The 19,581-nt window shown below is 58.3% G+C and carries 14 protein-coding genes, 2 tRNA genes and 5 pseudogenes; 13 read left to right on the top strand and 8 right to left on the bottom strand.

Going from position 1 to position 19,581, the window contains the following annotated elements; genetic code table 11:
• Positions 1 to 79 precede the first annotated feature (79 nt).
• Both U5G49_RS08740 and U5G49_RS08745 read left to right on the top strand, forming a co-directional pair.
• Positions 80 to 513, top strand: a pseudogene (locus tag U5G49_RS08740) (ATP dependent DNA ligase); the annotation flags it as partial.
• A gap of 79 nt (positions 514 to 592) precedes the next feature.
• Entirely contained in the window at positions 593 to 1,378 is a 786-nt protein-coding gene (locus U5G49_RS08745; RefSeq protein ID WP_193446843.1) for a hypothetical protein, read from the top strand.
• Positions 1,379 to 1,454: 76 nt separating this feature from the next.
• On the opposite strand, the gene U5G49_RS08750 is transcribed toward U5G49_RS08745, so the two are convergent.
• Together U5G49_RS08750 and U5G49_RS08755 are read right to left on the bottom strand one after the other, a co-directional pair.
• Positions 1,455 to 1,649, bottom strand: coding sequence for a hypothetical protein (locus tag U5G49_RS08750; protein WP_246289454.1), 195 nt, complete (start codon positions 1,647 to 1,649; stop codon positions 1,455 to 1,457).
• Between the two features lie 53 nt (positions 1,650 to 1,702).
• Positions 1,703 to 1,793, bottom strand: a pseudogene (locus tag U5G49_RS08755) (CopG family transcriptional regulator); the annotation flags it as partial.
• Positions 1,794 to 1,942: 149 nt separating this feature from the next.
• Here U5G49_RS08755 and U5G49_RS08760 point away from each other — a divergent pair.
• Positions 1,943 to 2,374, top strand: coding sequence for a hypothetical protein (locus U5G49_RS08760; protein ID WP_193446844.1), 432 nt, complete (start codon positions 1,943 to 1,945; stop codon positions 2,372 to 2,374).
• 42 nt (positions 2,375 to 2,416) lie between these two features.
• Here U5G49_RS08760 and U5G49_RS37105 read toward each other — a convergent pair.
• A pseudogene (locus U5G49_RS37105) lies at positions 2,417 to 2,572 on the bottom strand (transposase domain-containing protein); the annotation flags it as partial.
• A gap of 172 nt (positions 2,573 to 2,744) precedes the next feature.
• Positions 2,745 to 2,821 (bottom strand) — tRNA-Pro (locus U5G49_RS08765).
• 660 nt (positions 2,822 to 3,481) lie between these two features.
• On the opposite strand from U5G49_RS08765, the gene U5G49_RS08770 reads away from it, so the two are divergent.
• From U5G49_RS08770 to U5G49_RS08780, 3 genes and pseudogenes are all read left to right on the top strand, one after another.
• Positions 3,482 to 3,787, top strand: coding sequence for an ETC complex I subunit (locus tag U5G49_RS08770; RefSeq protein WP_018241855.1), 306 nt, complete (start codon positions 3,482 to 3,484; stop codon positions 3,785 to 3,787).
• A gap of 57 nt (positions 3,788 to 3,844) precedes the next feature.
• Positions 3,845 to 3,921 (top strand) — tRNA-Arg (locus U5G49_RS08775).
• A 168-nt stretch (positions 3,922 to 4,089) separates the two neighbouring features.
• Positions 4,090 to 4,662: pseudogene (locus tag U5G49_RS08780) on the top strand (chloramphenicol phosphotransferase).
• Positions 4,663 to 4,889: 227 nt separating this feature from the next.
• Here U5G49_RS08780 and U5G49_RS08785 read toward each other — a convergent pair.
• From U5G49_RS08785 to U5G49_RS08800, 4 genes are all read right to left on the bottom strand, one after another.
• On the bottom strand, positions 4,890 to 6,935 hold the full coding sequence (locus U5G49_RS08785) for a choice-of-anchor Q domain-containing protein (protein ID WP_193446845.1): 2,046 nt from the start codon (positions 6,933 to 6,935) through the stop codon (positions 4,890 to 4,892).
• Between the two features lie 379 nt (positions 6,936 to 7,314).
• Positions 7,315 to 7,704: a hypothetical protein gene (locus U5G49_RS08790; RefSeq protein ID WP_246289455.1), complete on the bottom strand. Its 390-nt coding sequence runs from the start codon at positions 7,702 to 7,704 to the stop codon at positions 7,315 to 7,317.
• A 21-nt stretch (positions 7,705 to 7,725) separates the two neighbouring features.
• On the bottom strand, positions 7,726 to 8,139 hold the full coding sequence (locus tag U5G49_RS08795) for a hypothetical protein (protein ID WP_193446846.1): 414 nt from the start codon (positions 8,137 to 8,139) through the stop codon (positions 7,726 to 7,728).
• Positions 8,140 to 8,189: 50 nt separating this feature from the next.
• Entirely contained in the window at positions 8,190 to 10,631 is a 2,442-nt protein-coding gene (locus tag U5G49_RS08800; RefSeq protein ID WP_193446847.1) for an arylsulfatase, read from the bottom strand.
• 560 nt (positions 10,632 to 11,191) lie between these two features.
• On the opposite strand from U5G49_RS08800, the gene U5G49_RS08805 reads away from it, so the two are divergent.
• The 7 genes and pseudogenes from U5G49_RS08805 to U5G49_RS08835 all read left to right on the top strand — a co-directional run bounded on the left by U5G49_RS08805 (position 11,192) and on the right by U5G49_RS08835 (position 19,486).
• Positions 11,192 to 13,219 carry an adenylate cyclase gene (locus U5G49_RS08805; RefSeq protein WP_246289456.1) on the top strand — a complete coding sequence of 676 codons (2,028 nt, stop codon included), beginning with the start codon at positions 11,192 to 11,194 and terminating at the stop codon, positions 13,217 to 13,219.
• Positions 13,213 to 14,019, top strand: coding sequence for a DUF2092 domain-containing protein (locus U5G49_RS08810; protein ID WP_193446848.1), 807 nt, complete (start codon positions 13,213 to 13,215; stop codon positions 14,017 to 14,019). The genes U5G49_RS08805 and U5G49_RS08810 overlap by 7 nt, the downstream gene beginning before the upstream one ends.
• A complete protein-coding gene (locus U5G49_RS08815; RefSeq protein WP_193446849.1) occupies positions 14,016 to 14,228 on the top strand; it encodes a hypothetical protein in 213 nt (70 codons plus the stop codon). Before U5G49_RS08810 ends, U5G49_RS08815 begins: the two co-directional genes overlap by 4 nt.
• 15 nt (positions 14,229 to 14,243) lie before the next feature.
• Positions 14,244 to 15,557: an alpha/beta hydrolase gene (locus U5G49_RS08820; RefSeq protein ID WP_193446850.1), complete on the top strand. Its 1,314-nt coding sequence runs from the start codon at positions 14,244 to 14,246 to the stop codon at positions 15,555 to 15,557.
• Positions 15,558 to 15,717: 160 nt separating this feature from the next.
• Positions 15,718 to 17,154 (top strand): DUF1254 domain-containing protein, encoded by a 1,437-nt coding sequence (locus U5G49_RS08825; RefSeq protein WP_193446851.1) that lies wholly within the window; start codon positions 15,718 to 15,720, stop codon positions 17,152 to 17,154.
• A 278-nt stretch (positions 17,155 to 17,432) separates the two neighbouring features.
• Complete coding sequence (locus U5G49_RS08830) at positions 17,433 to 18,215, top strand: hypothetical protein (RefSeq protein ID WP_193446852.1); 783 nt, start codon at positions 17,433 to 17,435, stop codon at positions 18,213 to 18,215.
• Between the two features lie 295 nt (positions 18,216 to 18,510).
• Positions 18,511 to 19,486, top strand: a pseudogene (locus tag U5G49_RS08835) (formylglycine-generating enzyme family protein).
• The last annotated feature ends 95 nt before the right edge of the window (positions 19,487 to 19,581 follow it).

The raw sequence follows: 19,581 nt of genomic DNA on the forward strand, positions 1-19,581 counted from the left end.
CTCAAAACCACGAGCGAGCAATCGCGGCTCCCTTCCTCAGCATCTTCCCCGTGTGGCGCTGGAAGACCTGGAAACGGCCATGGCTGCCATCCATGCCGAAGATCGGAACAGCACCTATCGCAGCGGTAGGTACGGCGACTGGCTGAAGATCAAATGCATTCAGAGCGACAGCTTCGCCATCGTTGGCTATCAGAGGTCAAGCTCGGCGTTCAGGAACATTCGCGCGCTGCTGCTGGCTGCGCGGAGAGAGGGCCAGCTGGTCTATGTCGGATCGGTTGGAACTGGCTTCAAGGCAAACCAGGCGTTGGAGCTTCGCGGGCGATGGACAAGATTAAGGTGTCGGCGCCTGCAGTGAGAGATTCCGGCGGACGCAAGAACCTGATCTGGATCAAACCGAAACTCGTCGCCGAGATCGAATACCGAGCCTGGACGCATGACGGGAAGCTGCGCCACGCCTCTTTCAAAGGGCTCCGTGATCGTATGGATGGGGCGCAGGTCTGTGAATTGGGTTAGTTAAACACTGCATAACACTTGCAGAAATCTTCACCCACACGGCATAGTAACAGATAGCATAATTGTTGGCGGATGTTTCATGAACTATCTTCGCTTTTGGCGTCGGATACTCCGCCGCAGTTGGACGACTTCTTTCGGATCGTTTAAAAATGTGATGTGGACGACCCTTCAGGTTGTTTTTCTTATCGTTGTTGCCCGCATGTTTCACCAGACAGGATTGATGAAAGATAAGGCATGGGAAGCAAGCTTCATTCTGTTGGGTGCACTTATAATTTTCACAGCGCGTTGTTTATTTATCGTCCCATATCGCCTGTGGTCTGAGGCCCTGGCCGACCTTCCACCGGTCGGATACGTGACGGTTCACCACGTAGAATTTGAAAAACTTCAAGGGGATGCAACCAGAGGCAGGCAGTCCGCCAGAGCACTTGCGAAGAGTAAAAGGCTGGAGCAATGGGTCGAAAACCTGGACCAAACCAAGGCTATCTTCGATCTGGCCTCAAGCGAGTTGCAGGCGCGGTTAACTAGGTCGAAGACCGGAGAAATAACCCAGAATTGGCGTGAGCATCACTGGTCGAACAGGCACGTCTTGAAGGAAATTCGCAGCGGCATCGCAGCGAACGTTCGGGATCTATTCGAAGAAGCTTGCGACTTAGAGGCAACTCCGCAGTTCGACCGCAATCCATATGCGATCAAGGCGCCTGACGTTGATAAAGTCGACAGCGAGGAACTCAAGCAAGAATATCGACAGGAATGGGAAAGAATCATGCGGACCGAAGATCTGCTTCAGAAGCTCCCCGGTAAGATCGCCGAGCAGATAATCATCGAAAACAAGAAAATTGACACATTAGGTTTTGGAGCCACCTGATTGTCAGGCGAGCGCCCCAGCCCATTCATTGGTCTTCCCGAAGCATCCTCCGTCCAGTCGAGCATCGGCTCGAGCCTCACGTGTCGTCATCCATGTCAGCGATGTCTTCGGCCAACGCCACTGCGTGCTCTGAAAGAACGGCCGCCACGTTGTCGAGAAGCATCGCCAATTCAGGGTCTCTGTCGAAAAGCTGCTCCTGCTTAGCTTTTAACTTCCCGATATAGAAATTGTGGATATTCAGTGAACCAGTCATCTGCGCGAGGCTTGGCATGCTGATGCTCCATTTGATGTTCGCTCGTCGGTGCTTACCAAGAATAGCGCGGCTCAGGCACTCCCATCAACATCGCCATCTTCGTCGAGCTCGTGCACGGGCAGATAGGTGTTCTTCCATCCACTCCCTGGCGATAAACCGAAAGCGGTGTTCCCCTCGCAAGTTCGGGAGATTTCGTAATCTTTTAAATGCCGGTAGCGTGGAGCGTGTGGCTAACCTGTTCTGATTGCGGCCATACGCTTAACGCTGCTATGAAGCCCCGCGAGAGCATCTCTTGTCTTTTTGGGGGCGCAATGAACTACCGCGAGATATGGACGGACGCCGATTTTGTCGACATGGGTTGGCACGACGCCTTGATTTACTCCATGAGCTTCCCCCAAGCAAACTACGCGATACGCTTCGATATCGACTATATTTTCAAATGGCATTGGGAACGCGAAGCGGTACGTGGATGGGATGTTGCCCCTTGCACGCTGGAATTCAACAACGTGTCCGATCTGAGCGTTTCGTTGAGTTGGCCAACGCAGGGCGACACCTCGATCCACCACATCACCCGCAAGAACAGTCGACTCTCGCCCAACGGAAAGATCATGCTTTGGGACTACCAAATCGAGTTGGATGTGGGAGACCTTAGCTTCACCGCTACCGGCTTCACTCAGACTGTTCGGAAACCACCCATTTTTTCAACCTCGCAGGCGCTCGGTGAGAGGGGTGAGGCTTCATAGACCATATCAGAATGCGCGGCCGCTGGATTTCTCCATCGGCAATCAGCGTAGCAATTCTGCATGTGCAGAGTAATTCCACGGTAGGAGTTCATCGATCCGGCTCTGTTTATGGCCGTTGACGATAGCGGTGAGCGTGCTGGTCAGATAGGCCAGTGGATCAACAGCATTGAGTTTGCAAGTTTCAATAAGCGAGGCGATGGTTGGCGTCTTCGAGGAGGGCGGCAGTGTCCGTGGTGGTCATGGTGCCTCGCCCAGTGCTTACAAAATTGCGCCCACGGCGGCGGTTGCTCTCACAGTGCTCTCACAAAGCCCTTCAAGGCGTGACGCGAGCCACGGAAAAATTCTATAACATTTTCAATGGGAAAGGCGGTGGTCGGAGTGGAGAGATTCGAACTCCCGACCCTCTGGTCCCAAACCAGATGCGCTACCAGACTGCGCTACACTCCGTGCCGTGAATGGCAGGGGAGATACACGGTTCACTTCGCCGTCGCAACCCATAAATCCAGCTCTGCCCGAAGATTCCTCGCCGGACCTGTGGATGCCAGACAGAAAAATCTTGATAGGTCGCCAGTCTGCTTGCCGGGCGCACGAGCCCATCTGACTGGCGCAATTGGACGTCAGGACAAGGCTGCCTCAGCCGTGGGCGATCAGGCCGATATATTGAGCGTAGCTGATGGCAACGTAGAAGAACGCCGTGATGCTCGCGCCAATCACAATGGCATTGAACTCCGCCGAACGTTTGATCATGAATGCAAATCCACTGAAAGCGATTGAGCCGTAAACTAGTGCCGAGGGCTGGCAGCGGCAATCGGGTTGTGATCAAAACATGAGACAATCGGTAATATTGCGCAATCCGGGTGGAAATCCGAGGGTTTCAAGAGATGGCTGCCGCCATCTCCGTCGATATCCTTGTTTCCCAAATGCATCGGCTCGTTATGGAGTCGTCAGCAGCGTCAAACACCGCCTTTTTTCTTGAAAAGGCGGGGATTCGCCGCTAAGCAAAATTCATCTCTTTGCGTTATCTCTAGCGATGAAGCAAAAGCCCCGGGAACGGGGATCGAGCCATGTAAGGCGGGCGCTGCCCGCATAGTCGGAGACGCTGCAGTCATGTCTGCCAAGATCTATCGTCCAGCCAAGACCGCCATGCAGTCCGGCAAAGCCAAGACCCATCTCTGGGTGCTTGAGTTCGATCAGGAGTCGCCGCGCAAGATCGATCCGATCATGGGCTATACCTCCTCCGGCGATATGCGCCAGCAGGTGAAGCTCACCTTCGAATCGCAGGAACTCGCCGAAGCCTATGCCCAGCGCAACGGCATCGAATACCGCGTCATCGCGCCGAAGGACCCGACACGCCAGGTTGTCGCCTATCCCGACAATTTCCGCTATACCCGCACGCAGCCCTGGACGCATTGAGATTTCTCGTCCAGATATGCCGCATCCGGTCGCGCTCACGAGACGCGGCCGCCGGACGGCCCCTTAGCTCAGCTGGATAGAGCACCTGCCTTCTAAGCAGGTTGTCGCAGGTTCGATTCCTGCAGGGGTCGCCATTTTTCAAGGGTCCATCCATGCAGCATGCCGTTCGCCAAACAGGTAGAGCGGCTTCCGTAAAACGAAGCTGCTGGGCCGTGGACCGTCTATCCGATTGGAACACGCATTTACGGCCATGTCTTCGGGCGACATGATTATCAACGAAAACTATGTAGGTGTCGCGAAAGATGGGTGTCCGCATCGTGCTCATAGGCTTCCCGGCCGTTGGGAAGTTGACCATCGCGAAAGAGTTGAGCGCCATGGTTTCGGCAAAAATTGTCGACAACCACTGGGTCAACAACTCGATTCTGCGTCTGCTGGGTGAGGATGGAACGGCCCCGCTTCCAAAGGGAACATGGGAGTTTACAGGTCGAGTTCGACAAGCGGTCCTTGATGCAATCACCGCTTACGCGCCGTCCGCCAATTTCATTTTCACGCATGCCGGCTTGGAGGGTGATGAGCGGAGCCTTCGTACCTTTCAACAGATCGCCGGTGCTGCCGAAGGCTGCGACGCCGTTTTGGTGCCGGTGCGATTGCTGTGATGAAGAGGAGCTGGCTCGCCGGGTTTCGAACCCCGAGCGACGCCAAAGGTTGAAATCCACGGATGTGGCAGCCTCGAGGGATCGCAGTCGGAGGGCGGGGGTTTCGATCCACTCCACCCAAACACATTGGTGCTCGACGTCACTTCCGCATCACCGGGAAAAACGGCCATCGCGATCCGAGAACATATTCCAAAGGTCCTTGGCGACCTGTCAGCCTGAAATTCGTCGGAGTTGATTCTATCGCGCTACGATCGTCGATACGCCTGATGGCGGGAGGTGAGGCGTTCTGACGAGCTATCGGTTTACGCAAAGCCGGCCCGAAAGGCCGGCTGACGCCTGTCGAAAAATTGCAGCGCGCGGATGGGGCTCCCTCATCCGCACGCCGAAGTAGCCGACTTTTGCGGCCAGCGTGTTGTGGCGATCGGACGACCGCCACAACGCTATCGTTACAGGAGAAAATCGCCTGCCCCCAGGTGGACGAGGCCCTTCAGCTGAACCTCGAAGTCATGAATGCCGTCGCCGTTCATGTCGGCCTGGATAACGGTAACATCGCTCGCGGATCCGGCGTTGTCGTCGTAGTGCCAAGCGAGCGCGCCAGCCTTGTGATCGAACAAGGCATTCTCCTGTGCCTGGAAATGGAAGGTACCATTGCCCGCCGCAGAGCCATTCGCATCGATCGCCGAGATGTCGATCTTATCCACGCCGTGCTGGAAGTCGGTGATGCCGTCGCGGTTCAAGCCGGACCCGGTTTCCGTCGGTGCCTTCAAGATAAACGTATCCTCACCGATGCCACCGGTCATAATGTCCTTTCCGGCACCACCAATGAGGACATCATTGCCGGCGCCGCCGTCCAGCTTGTCCGCGCCAGCCCCGCCAGTGAGAACGTTGCCGCCGCCGTTGCCGCCGGTCAGCACGTCGTTGTAGCTTGAGCCGGTCAAGTTTTCGATGCCGGCGATCTTGTCACCGGTCGCCTGGCCGCCCGATGCGGCCTTAGTCGCCAGGTCGACGTTGACCGCGTCGGAGCCCGCATAGCTGGCCGTGTCATTGCCAGTACCGCCGTCGAGCACGTCCGCGCCGGCGCCGCCCTTCAACACGTCACTACCGCCGAGACCCTTGAAGGTTTCGTTGCCGCCGTTGGACTGGCCGGTGTGTGGCAGGATGTCGTCACCGTTGGTGCCGATGAATTCCTTTGTCGGCGCCGTTGGCGTTGTCGGTTGCGTCGGCGTGGTCGGCGTTGTCGGTTCCGTCGGGGTGGTTGGCGTTGTCGGTTGCGTCGGCGTGGTTGGCGTTCCCGGTGTCGCACTGGAGCCCGATTCGTAGGCACCCATATCGACAGTTCCAACGACGCGAGCGTGGCCGTCCAGATCGACCGAGCCGACGCCGTACTTGGCGGTTCCGCCGTCGATCGCTGCCGAGCCGGAGCCGAGGTGGAAGTTGTCGCTCGCTGCTCCCGCGAAATGCGGGTCGACGCCGAGCTTGTTGCCGTTCGCCGTGCTCGGCATAGCGTTGCCGCCGTCGGTCCTGACCGAGGCCTGGCCGGCCGTGCCGTTGTAGGTGTCGTTGTTGGCCCAGACGACGTTGGCGTTGGTATAGCCGCCGTACGACGTGTTATCGACCGCAGTGTTGTTCTTGTTCACCGACGGGTCGGCTACGGCGATGTTGTTGATCCAGGTGTTGTTGCTCGACTGCGCGTTGCTGAGTTCGCCGCGCCAGGTGCCGTCGTTCAGCGGGTCCTGATTGTTGTGGTATGCTGTGTTGTTCTGCACCGTGACGGAGTCGCTCCAGGCAACTTGGATGCCTTTGCCGCCGTTCTCGTAGACCAGGTTGTTGTCTACAAGGGTCTTGAACGTATAGTTTGGATGACCATCCGTCTGTGTGCTCTGAAAATCGTCAATGATGATGCCGTTGCCATCGGTGTGCGCACCCGTCTTCGTGACGTTGTCGTGCGAGATGTTGTTTTGTACGATATTCCGGTAGCCGGTCGTCGAGGTATCGCCGGTGATGTTCCGGTTCTCGTAGATCGAGATGCCCGAGAACCAGCCTGACGACGCGTTATTGTAGGTCTCGTTCCCTACGATCTTGACGAAGTCAGAATAGTTGAACTGAATGCCCGACTCCCCGCTGTCGTGGACCTTGTTGTTGAGAATTGAGACGTGATGGACGTTGTTCGCTTCGATGCCGTCACCGTTGCCGCCCTTGATGTCGAAGCCGTCGATTGTCACGTAGTTGGCGTTGACACTGATCCCGGTATACGAGCCTGCGGGCGGCCGGATCAGTGCTGCGCCAGGCACTTCCGAGCGCAGCGTGATGTCGCCTGCCGCCGAGCCGTCCTTGTCGATGTTGATGCTCTCGTTGTAGGTCCCTGCTTTCACCACGACCTCGTCGCCGGGCCTAAGGTTCGCCGACATCGCCTCGCTGATCGTGCGGAAGGGAGAAGTGGTACTGCCGTTACCGCTGTCGCTGCCAGTCGTCGCTACATAGTATGTCGTCATGGTCTTGTTCCTCAACCTTAGCGTTGTCTTTGCCGGTTACTATTTTTAGTTAATCAGGCGTTACGGCGGCGGGTTATAGGGCGACATTCTGGAAGGCGCAACAGCAACGCGACAGTAAGTGCTTGAGAAACATAGCAATATTGCTGCCACATTATCCCGATCACTCCGAAGTTACATTTTGAAATATTTGCGGAAATTCGAGTCGCTCAAATTACGGCAGTATAAAGGTCCCGCATGCCGAGAATTATTCTTTCTGCAACTATAGCGAAACGCATCCATTGAAAACATTAGAAAAATCCAGGGGGGCGTGACTGGATTCCTCTCGCCTAAGGCGGAATCGACATTTTTTGTGATTTTCGCAATTTTGGGCAGCGTCGCCTTACCAATTCGTACTGATCGAGATGGTAATGGGGGCATGACCGTAGCTGATTCGACCAAACCCATTGCGCAGCATTTCAAGCGCCACCGCCGCGAATATGCCTCGGTACCCATCGCTCATACCCTTGCCCTCGAGCAGCCGGGCGACAAATCGAAGACGTTCCTCCATGACCGAAGTCTCTCTCCACGGCATGAGAAACACGAAAGCAGTCATCGTCTCGCTACCGCCTAACATCATCTCTGAGTATGACAAATGACGATGCAGACGAGCGACTTCTCGGATATCGCGCAATGACCGCAGCGGGTGCAATCTGGCCAATTGCGTTGCGGGAAAAAGGCTGCTTTGCAACGACACGGTAAAGGTTGCCAGCAGATTGCGGCAGGTGAACATGAGGATATCGATGACAGCCAGCTAACGGCCTGCGATGCGCGGTGACGCCAATCCGCACGCCACGCACCAGACGGCCAGCCCGACGTGCCCCACGACAACTGGCCAAAACGCGATGCCGGAAATGCCGTGACGGAGCCAGGAAAATGCCAGGATTGCGGTGACGGCAACATTATAGAGAAGCATTGCCGATACCAGTCCTCTGGCGGCCTTGCCTCCCGCGTCGTGCCGCCCAAGCCAGCAGGCGACGGCCAAGGCGAGCACTGCCGCACCAGCGACACGGGCGACGGTCATGTCGACAGGGGTATCTGGCGCTGCCCCGAGCAGCACTTCAATCAGAAGAGCCGGTACCAGCAGCAACGCCAGGCCCGTGGCTGCTTCAACCACGCCCGTCACCGAAAGCAGGAGCTTGGAATTCGCTCGCATGGTTTCAGGCATGTCGGCTCCTTGAACATCTCGGCGCTTGCGTCGGAGACCCTCGTTCGCTTCTACTGGTCGAGTTTGAAAGTCAGCTCGTTGATCTTGCCGGTGAACTTGAACGGAGCGTCGTACCGATACTCGACCAAGGCGACCCCGGTGCGCGTATCCTGCCCGACATCGAAGCTTTCATCCTCCGGAAAGGTGACCGGGATCGTGTGTTCGACCGAGTTCGTCGCCACGTCCTTGCCGTCCACCGACAGCACGCCTGTGCCGCCTTTTCCCAGGCCTGGACCATCGGACTTGAACGCGAAGACGATCTCGTGTTTGCCGGGTTCCAGTTCAGGCCCTTCCCACATGGTGCGCTTCAGGTCGAGAAGGTTGTAGAGAAACACGACCCTGCCTCGCCCGACGCCGAAGTCGCCCTTGCTGAGGAACAAGCCGTAGCCGCCGAACCGGCCGCCCTCGGTGACGATCATGCCCTCCGCGCCGCCTTCGGGTATCTCGACCTCGGCCGTGATCGTATAGGACTTGTTCAAGACACTCGGCGCTGCACTGGGCGGCACGCCGCTGAGTTCTCCCGAGTAGGCAAACTCGGTTCGTCCGGCAGTCAGGTTCGGGCGCGGCGTGTTCCAGCGGGAAAGCGTCGAATTGTCCAATGGCAGGACGTTGTACTTCTTCGCCTCGGAATAGAAGAGATCCTGCATCTGCTTGAGCTTGTCCGGCATCTTGGCGGCAAGGTCGTTGAACTGGGTCGGATCATCGTTGACGTTGTAGAGTTCCCAGTTGTAGCCGCTGATGACGTCGGGAGGCGTCGCGGTGCTCAACTCCCATGGACGGGTCGCCGGCGTCGTCGCAGCCACCCAGCCATTGTCGTAGATGGCGCGGTTGCCGAGCATCTCGAAATATTGCGTCGTGTGCCGGGTGGCAGCGTCGACATTTGCCTTATCCCATGTGTACATCATGCTCACCCCTTCAATGGGGCGTTGCTCGATGCCGTTGATTGTCTGAGGCGTCGGGATGCCAGTCGCTTCGAGGATCGTGGGCACGATGTCGATGACGTGGTGGAACTGGCGACGGATGCCGCCGACGTCATCGATATGGCCCGGCCAGGACATCGCCACGCCTTGAGAGGTTCCGCCAAAATGCGACGGCACCTGCTTCACCCACTTGAAAGGCGTGTCCATCGCCCATGCCCAGGCCGCGGCGAAATGCGGGAAGGTTCGTTCCGATCCCCAGAACGGATACCAGAGCAACTGGTCCTTCACCGGCACGGGGATTCCGTTGAAGGTGGTGAACTCGTTCGGCGTGCCGTTCAGCATGCCTTCAGCGCTCGCGCCATTGTCGCCCCCGATATAGATGATCAGCGTATTGTCGAGTTCGCCGAGATCGTCGACGGCCTGAATGACCCGGCCGATTTCATTGTCGGCATAGGCGAGATAAGCGCCATAGATATCTGCCTGCTTGATAAAGAGTTTCTTCTCTTCCAGGCCCAAGCTATCCCATTCCGGCAGTTCCTTCGGCCACGGCGTCAGTTGCGCGTTCTCGGGCATGATGCCGAGCCGCTTCTGGTTGGCGAAGATCGTCTCGCGCAGCTTGTTCCATCCTTCGTCGAAGAGGTGCATGTCGCTGATCTTCTTGACCCATTCCGGTGTGGGGTGATGCGGTGCATGGGTGGCGCCCGGGACGTAATAGACAAGCCAAGGTTTCTCGGGGGCAATCTCCTTCAATTGCTTCATGTAGTGGATGGCCTCGTCGGCCATCGCCGTTTCCAGGTTCCAGGTCGGAGTTCCTTCGAAGGGATAGATCGCAGTCGTATTGCGGTAGAGGTTGGGCTGCCATTGGCTGGCGTCACCGCCGACAAAACCGTAGAAATATTCAAAGCCCATACCCGTTGGCCATTGATTGAACGGCCCTGCCTGGCTCGATTGATAGGAAGGCGTGTTGTGGTTCTTGCCGAACCACGATGTCGCGAAGCCATTCTCCCTGAGGATCGTGCCAATGGTGCCTTTCTCGATCGGGATGATGGAATCATAACCCGGATAGCCCGTCGCAATTTCGCCGACGACCCCGGCGCCGACCGAATGGTGGTTTCGCCCCGTAATCAATGCAGCCCGTGTCGGCGAACAAAGTGACGTCGAATGGAAATTGGTGAGGCGCAACCCCTGGTTTGCAACGCGGTCCATTGCAGGGGTGGGAATGACGCCGCCAAAGGTGCTGGGTGCACCGAATCCCTGGTCGTCCGTCATGATCAGCAATACGTTCGGCGCACCCTTTGGCGGCACGACGCGCGGCGCCCACCAAGGTTGAGACTCCGAGGCTTTCTCCTTGATGACGCCGCCGAAATTCGGTGGGGGAGGCGGAAGCTGCTTGCCGTCGAGGGTGATCGTCGCGCCGGGCGCTCCTGTGACCGCCTGCGCGAATGCCGCAGGACAGCCCAACCCGGTCAAAGCTGTGAAACCCAGCGCGGCAAGCGCGCCGCGAGAAAAGTGCAACGCATTCCGACGGCACATGGAATTTCTCCTCCTGGATAACGTCGCGGCGCGGACCGGTATGGTGGCTGCCAATGGTGGGCACGACGGCTTCGCGCCCATCGCGACGGGGGCGGACGTCCGCGATGATCGCTCACCGCGATCCACAATCAACGTATGTTACCGTAACAACGGCAGTAACTACGCGGCAGCGCCTTCACCCTGATGCGGCAGCCGATGCCGCACGATCATTCCGACCGCCGAAGCAAGTGCGAGGCAACTGAAGACAATTGCGGCGATCGTCGATGCGCTCATGCGGCAAGTCTGCGGCTATTGACGACGCCATCCCGATTTTGCCGTGTCACCGTCATACCTCCCCCTTGATGAGCGGCGGGTGGGATGTCGACCGCCGATTGCATCCTGGCCAGGGCACTGCAAAAAGCAACATATCTAACGGTAACACACGGTAAGCCCGCATCTGCCGTGCAGGCAACGCCAAGGCACGTCTACGACATCTCCGTGGACGCGGATGACTTTGTGAAGTAGATTACACTAATAAAATTTCTGGTAGTGGCGCCCTCAAGAGCGGTGAGGAGCATGGCATGCAGAATGCGATGGCAGCCGATGCTGCACGACCTTCCACGCGACCGCCTCCCGGACCTGATGATATTCGCAGGCAGCTTGAGCGCATCATCGCGAATCCGGAGTTTCCCCACACTGGCCGTAGCGCCGATTTCCTGCGGTACATCACAGAGGAGACGCTGGCAGGCAACGCCAAGCGCATCAAGGGCTATTCCGTTGCGGTGGAGGTGTTCAAGCGCTCCCAAGGCTTCTCGCAGGACGACCCGGTCGTGCGGATCGGGGCGGGACGGCTGCGGCAAAGCTTGGAGCGCTACTATCTTGTAGCCGGACAGGACGATCCTGTTCGAATGGACATTCCGAAAGGGGGGTATGTTCCAACGTTCGTCTGGAGCAGCCCTGGAGACACCAAGTCTTCCGTTGGCGCATCTGCGCCCGCAGATCGACCAGTCGGTATAGGCAGGTTTCAAGGGTATGGAAGGTGGCTTGTCGCCAGTCTGTTGATTCCAGCTCTGATATCGACCTTCCTGTATCAGATGCAAAGCGGATCACCGTCTTTTGCCCGCAATCCGACGGCGATGCCGGAAATGCATACGGCAAGTCTGGTCGTTGCCCCGTTTGCGAATCTTGGTGAGGATCCTAAGGCGGAGATTTTTTCGGCCGGCCTGACCGAGGAGCTTCTCACAGCCTTGCCACGCTTCAAGGAGATCAAGGTCTTCGGCCGTGAGACGTCCAGATCGTTGTCGCCCGAAGTCGATGCTTCTCGCGTCCGGAACGCACTCGGTGCCGGCTATCTGTTGATGGGAGGGGTGCGTATTTCGGGGGACAAGATGCGGGTTACCGCGCGGCTGCTTGATACGGACAACGGCGAAATCCTGTGGTCGCAGATCTATGACGAGAACATGGGTTCGGGTGATCTGTTCGCGATCCAGGCAGACGTCGCAAACAGGGTGGCGACGGCCATTGCTCAACCCTATGGAGTTATCGCGCAGGAAGATGTCGCCAATCAACCTCCCGACGATCTCGGCGCCTATGCCTGCACTTTAAGCTTCTACACCTATCGAACCGAGTTGAGTCCGGAACGGCATCGGCAGGTCAGGGATTGCCTTGAAAGTGCGGTCGCTCGCTATCCGTCGTTCGCGACCGCATGGGCGATGCTGTCGATCGTCTACCTCGACGAAGATCGGTTCGACTTCAATGCGCGGCGGGGATCGTCCATTCCAATCGAGCGTAGCCTCGTCGCGGCGCGGCGCGCAATCCAGCTTGATCCCGGCAGCACGCGCGCGCATCAGGCATTGATGATGGCACTGTTCTTCAATCAGCAGCGGGATGAGGCTTTACGCGTTGGCGAACTGGCGCTCGCAACCAACCCGAACGACACGGAACTGCTTGGAGAGTTCGGGACACGTGTGGCGATGGGCGGGGATTGGGCTCGCGGGGCAGCACTTCTTGAGCGGGCCATCGTTCTCAATCCGGGTGGCGGCGGTTACTATCACGGGACACGAGCGCTTGCTGCGTTCATGCTGAACGACGGCAAGACGGCGGTCGCGGAAATCAGACAGGCCGATTTGCAGAAATTCCCGCTATTCCACCTCGTTGCCGCGGTTATCTATGCCGAGAATGGATTTGAGGCGGAGGCACGGCGCGAAGGCGCAAAGTTCGTTGAAATGCGCCCGGACTTCCTGCCCAACTTAGCGGCGGAACTTCAGTCCCGAAACGTCCGCCCCGTGGATCAGGAGCGGTTTAGCGCCGCAATCCGAAAGGCGGGACTGGCCATAAGCAGTCGAACCGCAACCACCGTTTCGACCGTCGGGCCAGTCTTTGATCCCACAACCCTGAGGCGTTGTCCGTATCTGCTTTACGGTGCGTGTACTACAGAGCATACCCGATGTTACGAGCGCCGAGCTCGTCTTTGCCGCACAATAGCTGATGCAACAGGACAAAGGGGCGGAGCGAAAGAGGCGGTCATCCCTGGATCGCGATCTCCATCCTCTCCCGACACGTTTGACTTCGCTCGCCACCAAGACGCAAGGAGCACAGGTCGATGGTAAAACTCTCCTGCAAGCATTGCCTGACAGCAAACTGGCGATCGTCCGTAGCGCTTGCGCTTGCCGTCACGTTGATCTCACCTTTGGCCGCCCGTGCCGAAGAGCCCGATGCCAGGAAGCTCGTCAAGGCGATGTCCGACTATCTCTCGGCCCAGAAGGCGATTTCATTCGCCTACGACACCAATTTTGAGATTGTCACCACCGAGCACCAGAAATTACTGCTCGCAAGTTCCGGAAAGGTGGAGATGGGCCGACCCGACAAGCTCCGCGTTACTCGCACCGGTGGCTTTGCCGATGTCGAGATGACCTTTGATGGCAAGACGGCGACGGTCCTTGGAAAACATCTCAATCTTTACACTCAGGCTGATCTGCCCGGCACGATCGATCATCTCGTCGATGAAATGCGGGATAAACTTCACCGCCCGGTTCCCGGCGCCGATCTCCTGCTGCCCAATGTCTATGACGAACTGATGCGCGACGTTGTTGACATCAAGGATCTCGGAAGCGGCGTGATTGGCGGCGTTGAATGCGATCATCTTGCATTCCGAACCAAGGAACTCGACTGGCAGTTATGGATCGCGCAAGGCGAAAAACCATATCCTTGCCGATACGTGATTACCGCCACGCAGGTCGATCTGGGACCGCAATACAGCATCCAGATCAGCGACTGGAAAACAGGCACCGATGTCGTTGCCGAAGACTACAGTTTCAAGAACACCACGGATGCAAAGAAAGTCGAGCTGGAAAAGCTCGTGGACATTGATGAGCTTCCGGATCGCTTCGCCAAGGGAGACAGCAAATGACCTCGTTGCAAAAAATCAAAATCCTGCTGCTGACCATCGTTATGGCCATGTCCGGTCTTGAACTCGGCGAACGGCTGGCGGTCCCCGGAATGACGGGAATCTTTACGCCGGCCGAGGCGCGTGTCGGGCGACCCCTCACGCCCGTCAGCGTGGCAGGTGTTGCACGACGCACCGTCAGGCGATGCGCGGTCGGTGTCTATTACTGCTGAAAGCAAAGGGCACCTATGGGGATCAACGAATTGCCTCCCAACCTCCTGGTGATTCTCTGCATTTCGCTCATTTTTCTTTCTGGTTGCGGTGGCCATCCCAAGGGCGTCCTTACGCCGATCGCCGATACCTCTTCACCTGGTTTGAGCCGGGTGAACCTCCTTGTCGCAACGACCAGGAGCCGCTCGACCGTTCCCGGCGAGATGTTCTCGGGCGAACGCGCGCTGAAGCCCACCTTTGCGGAAATGACTATCTCCATCCCACCTGACAGTGCCCGCAAGGTGGGAAGTGTCGCATGGCCAAGAAGGTTGCCTCCGAATCCTTCCAGGGATTTCGCGACGCTGAAGGCCAAGGAGATCGATATCGACGCCGCAAAATCCTGGCTTAGCGCCAGCGTGCGCAAGACACCGGATGGAAGCGTCCTGGTGTTCATCCACGGTTTCAACACGCGATTCGAAGATTCCGTCTACCGCTTTGCCCAGATCGTCCATGATTCCCGCGTCCACAGCGCGCCCATTCTCGTCACGTGGCCATCGCGCGGCAGCCTGCTTGCCTATGGCTATGACCGGGAAAGTACGAACTACACCCGCAATGCGCTCGAAACGCTGTTTCAGTACCTGGCCCGCGACAAAGAGGTGAAGGAGGTCTCCATCCTCGCCCATTCGATGGGGAACTGGCTGACACTGGAGTCACTGCGTCAGATGGCCATTCGCAACGGCAGGCTGCCGGCGAAGTTTAGGAACGTCATTCTCGCCGCACCCGACGTCGATGTCGACGTGTTCAGCCAGCAGATCGTGGATATGGGCAAGCAGCACCCGCAGTTCACGCTGTTCGTATCACGAGACGACCGGGCGCTTGCCGTCTCGCGCCGCGTTTGGGGAGATGTGTCGCGCCTCGGCGCGATCGATCCGGAGCAATTGCCCTACAAGGAAGAACTGGAAATCAACAAGATCAGCGTGATCGATCTCACCAAGGTCAAGCAGGGCGACCGCCTCCACCACACGAAGTTTGCAGAATCTCCCGAGATCGTTCGGCTGATCGGTTCCAGGATTTCCGACGGGCAGACACTGAGCGAAGACAAGGTGGGGCTGGGTGACCACATACTCGATGCGACGATCGGAACGGCCGCGGCAGCAGGTCACGCCGTGGGTCTGATCCTCACCGCCCCGGTCGCGGTCGTCGATCAGAATACGAGAGACAATTACGGGGATAGGGCAAACGCTCTTGTCGGTGCGAGCGTGCAAGCTCGTACGGCCGCTACCGCCTGTGGCGCGGGCCGCCAAGGCGCCGATGCCGGAGACACCGATTGCCGCAGGGAGAGGCAAAAATGAGAACCATTCATGCCGCAGCAGCGCTAGCGTCGCCTTCACGCTCCGCGGCACAGGCTGGCTTGCCCGCTCCCCGGACGGATCGGGAATTCATGACATGCACGGGACTGCAGTCGCCGACATGAGGTCGGCGGGTTCACTTCATTTCGCTTGGGAGGATATCATGGAAATCACGCGCCGCGCCTTATCGCTGGCTGGCCTTGGTCTATTGGCCACCAGTTCACTGTCGACCGCCTATGCCGTCGACGATCCACTCGCCGACCCATTCGAGGGTCGAAACGATTTCTGGCTGGCGGTCGAGGCCTATATCTACGGCTATCCGTTGGTCACCATGGAAATGACGCGTCGCGTCATCACCAACGTCCCCAAGGTTGCGGGGGCGAAAGGACCGATGGGCCAGATCATAAAGGTTCGGGAATATCCGAACGCCTCGTTCACGGACGTCACCGCGCCAAATGCGGACACACTTTACACGACTTCGTTCATCGACGTCGGCAAGGAGCCATGGGTATTCTCCATCCCAGATATGAAGGATCGATACTATCTGTTCCCGATGCTCGACGGATGGACCACGGTGTTCCAAGTGCCTGGGAAACGGACGACGGGCGGCGAACCGCAGACATATGCGATCACCGGCCCCGGCTGGGAAGGAAAGCTTCCGGACGGCGTCACGGAGTACAAATCCCCGACCAGCCTCGTCTGGATTCTCGGCCGCATCTACTGCACAGGAACGCCCGAGGATTACAAGGCGGTGCACGAGCTGCAGGACCAGTGCAAGCTTGTTCCCCTGAGCAGCTACGGCAAGGAATGGAAGCCGCCCATCGGCAAGGTCGACCCCAAGATGGACATGAAGACGGCTGTGCGCGAGCAGGTCAACCGTATGGACGCCGTCGAGTACTTCACCCTGCTCAGCGAGCTCATGAAGACGAACCCTCCGACCGCAGCGGACGCCCCGATGGTCGAGAAGATCGCTGAGATCGGCATCATCCCCGGAAAGGATTTCGACAAGAGCAAATTGGACGCTCATTTCGTCAAGCGCATCCCGGAAATCGCCTTTGCTCGCATCATGCTGCACTTCAAGTTCAGCGACGGCGACATCAAGGACATCAATGGGTGGGGCTACACCACCAAGACGGGTATCTATGGAATCAATTATCTGCAGCGGGCTTTGATCACTGCGATCGGCCTCGGGGCAAACCGACCGGAGGATGCCATCTATCCGACTTCGACCAAGTCGAAGGACGGGCTTCTCTCCCGTGCCTATGCCGGGTCGGACGACTACGTGCTGACCTTTCCAAAGGGCGAGACGCCGCCGGTGAAGGGCTTTTGGTCAATAACGATGTATAATGAAAAGTACTTCTTCGTCGAAAATCCGCTCAATCGCTACTCGATCAGCGCACGCCAGAACCTGAAATCAAACGCTGACGGATCGATCGATATCTACATCCAGAACAAGTCGCCGGGCGCCGACAAGGAGGCCAACTGGCTCCCCGCCCCCAAGGGCAAGTTCATCCTGATGATGCGGCTCTACTGGCCCGACGACAAGCCACCATCGATCCTCGACGGGTCATGGAAAATCCCGCCGGCCAAGAAGGTCTGACAGCGAGCATGAAAGTGGCTGGCGCACGGAAAGGGCCGGCCATTCCTCGCCACGCGCTGGTAGGTGGCGACAAGCACGCCCGCACGGCGGCAACGCCTGTGCCGTGGGACATTCGACACAGGAATGCCAAAAGCAATGATTGCCGCCGACAACTCGCAATTTATGCGTTGCCCGCGCAATGGAAATTTACTTATAATTTTATTAGCCATCAGGCATGTTGAACTCTGGGGGAACTGTCAGGCGGGATTCGCACTCGCTTGCTGATTGAGGGATAGGACATGAAAGCCATCTATATCGCCACCGTCAGCGCCGCGCTTGCAATTGCATCACCTGCCAGGACGGCGGACATCACGCCGCTGACGCCCGATGCAAAGCAGGTGGAAAGCTCAAGCGGGTGGACCTTCACGGTCGCACCCTATTTCTGGGCGGCCGGCATCTCCGGAGATACCGCACAGTTCGGATTGCCCGAGGTCCACATGGACGCCGACTTCGGCGACCTGCTGTCAAATCTCGACTTTGCCTTCATGGCGGCAGGTGAGGCGCGGTACGACCGCTTCAGCATTTTCGGCGACGTCATCTATACCAAACTCGGGGCGGATGCGAGCACGCCTGCCGGCATCCTGGCCGACAGTGTCGACGTCACCTCGAAGACGTTTGCCGGCCTGCTCGGTGTCGGCTACTCGGTGCTGGAGAGCCCATCCGGCCACCTTGATATCGTCGGGGGCATCAGGGTCTGGTCGGTCGACACGACCATCGGATTCAACGGTGGGCTGCTCGACGGCGTGGAGGGCGACGATGGTGATACCTGGGTCGATGGCATCGCGGGTTTCCGGGGCAATTACTTCTTTACGCCGGAAATCTACATGACCGGATGGGGCCTGGTCGGGGCAGGCGGCGCGGATATCGACTGGGACGTCGCCTTGGCCCTCGGCTACAAATTCAACGAGACGGTGTCCGCGGTCGCGGGGTACCGGGCATTGGGGGTCAACTACAGCAACGACGGGTTCGTCTTCGACGCCGTGCAGCAAGGGCCGATCGTTGGGCTCGCTATCCATTTCTAGCGGGCGGACTTGGATGGTCGCGATGGGTCGACAAGCGGTTCTCGCATTGTTCGAACAGACCATCAGGTGATTTGTGATGCCGCGGTTCCCGCGGCACCATCAGTTCAAAGCCAGTCGGAGTTTGTCAACGAACGGCAATAGCTTGTCATCCGTCCTAAAGCGTCGATGAGGTCGGTCATTGAAGGGCGACCGTTACGGGAGCGGCTTCCTTGATGGCCAAATAGGGATGCAGATATGGTTGAGCTGAGCGGGTACCCGCCGCGCGATGCTCGGCGGTCATACCATGGAGGCGGCAATGGCCTTGGCATTCGGAGCAGAACACGTGCCCGACGATCTGGTGTGGATCGAGGGCCGTACGTTCACCATGGGATCGAACGACCACTATCCGGAGGAGGCGCCGGCCCACCCGGTGAAGGTCGACGGCTTCTGGATAGAGCGGACACCGGTCACGAACCGCAAGTTCATGGAATTCGTAAAGGCGACCGGACACGTGACCGTTGCCGAGAAGGTGCCCGATCCGAAGGACTATCCCGGCGCGCGCCGGAGATGCTGAGGGCGGGATCGCTGGTGTTCACCGGCCGAAGTCGGTGAATGGTCCCGATATCTCGCAGTGGTGGACGTTCAAGTTCGGCGCGACCTGGCGGCGGCCTCTCGGCGGCCTGAGCGATCTTCGCGGCAAGCTCGATCATCCCGTCGTCCACGTCGCGTGGTCCGACGCCAAGGCATATGCCGACTGGGCTGGCCTCGACCTGCCGACCGAAGCGGAATGGGAGCTCGCGGCGCGCGGCGGTTCGGACGACACGGAATATGCATGGGGCGACGAATTCATGCCGGACGGCGTCGCCATGGCCAACACCTGGCAAGGCGTCTTTCCCACGACGACGACAAAGCCGAAAGGCCATGAGCGCACCTCTCCCGTCGGCTTGTTTCCGGCAAACGGCTACGGCCTCCAGGACATGATCGGAAACGTCTGGGAGTGGACGTCCGACTACTGGTCGACACGCCATCCGGAGCCTGCCAGCCATTCGTGCTGCATTCCAAGCAACCCGCGCGGCGGCCATGCCGAGGCGAGCTTCGACCCTCGCCAGCCCGAGATACGCATCCATCGGCGCGTGCTGAAGGGCGGATCGCATCTCTGCGCTCCGAACTACTGCCGTCGTTATCGCCCGGCGGCTCGTCATGCTGAGCCGGAGGACACCTCCACCAGCCATGTCGGGTTCCGTTGCATCAAGAGAAAACCCGCGACCGGAGAAGCTAAGACCGCACCTTGATTTCAGAACGATACCCGTCGGACGTGACATCTCCAGCGCTTGCCCTTTCGCGCTGGGGCGAGTTCAGCCTGCGGTATGGGCAGCTAATCACAATA

Origin of the sequence: Rhizobium indigoferae (assembly GCF_034554815.1) — a bacterium.
Taxonomy (GTDB): domain Bacteria; phylum Pseudomonadota; class Alphaproteobacteria; order Rhizobiales; family Rhizobiaceae; genus Rhizobium; species Rhizobium leguminosarum.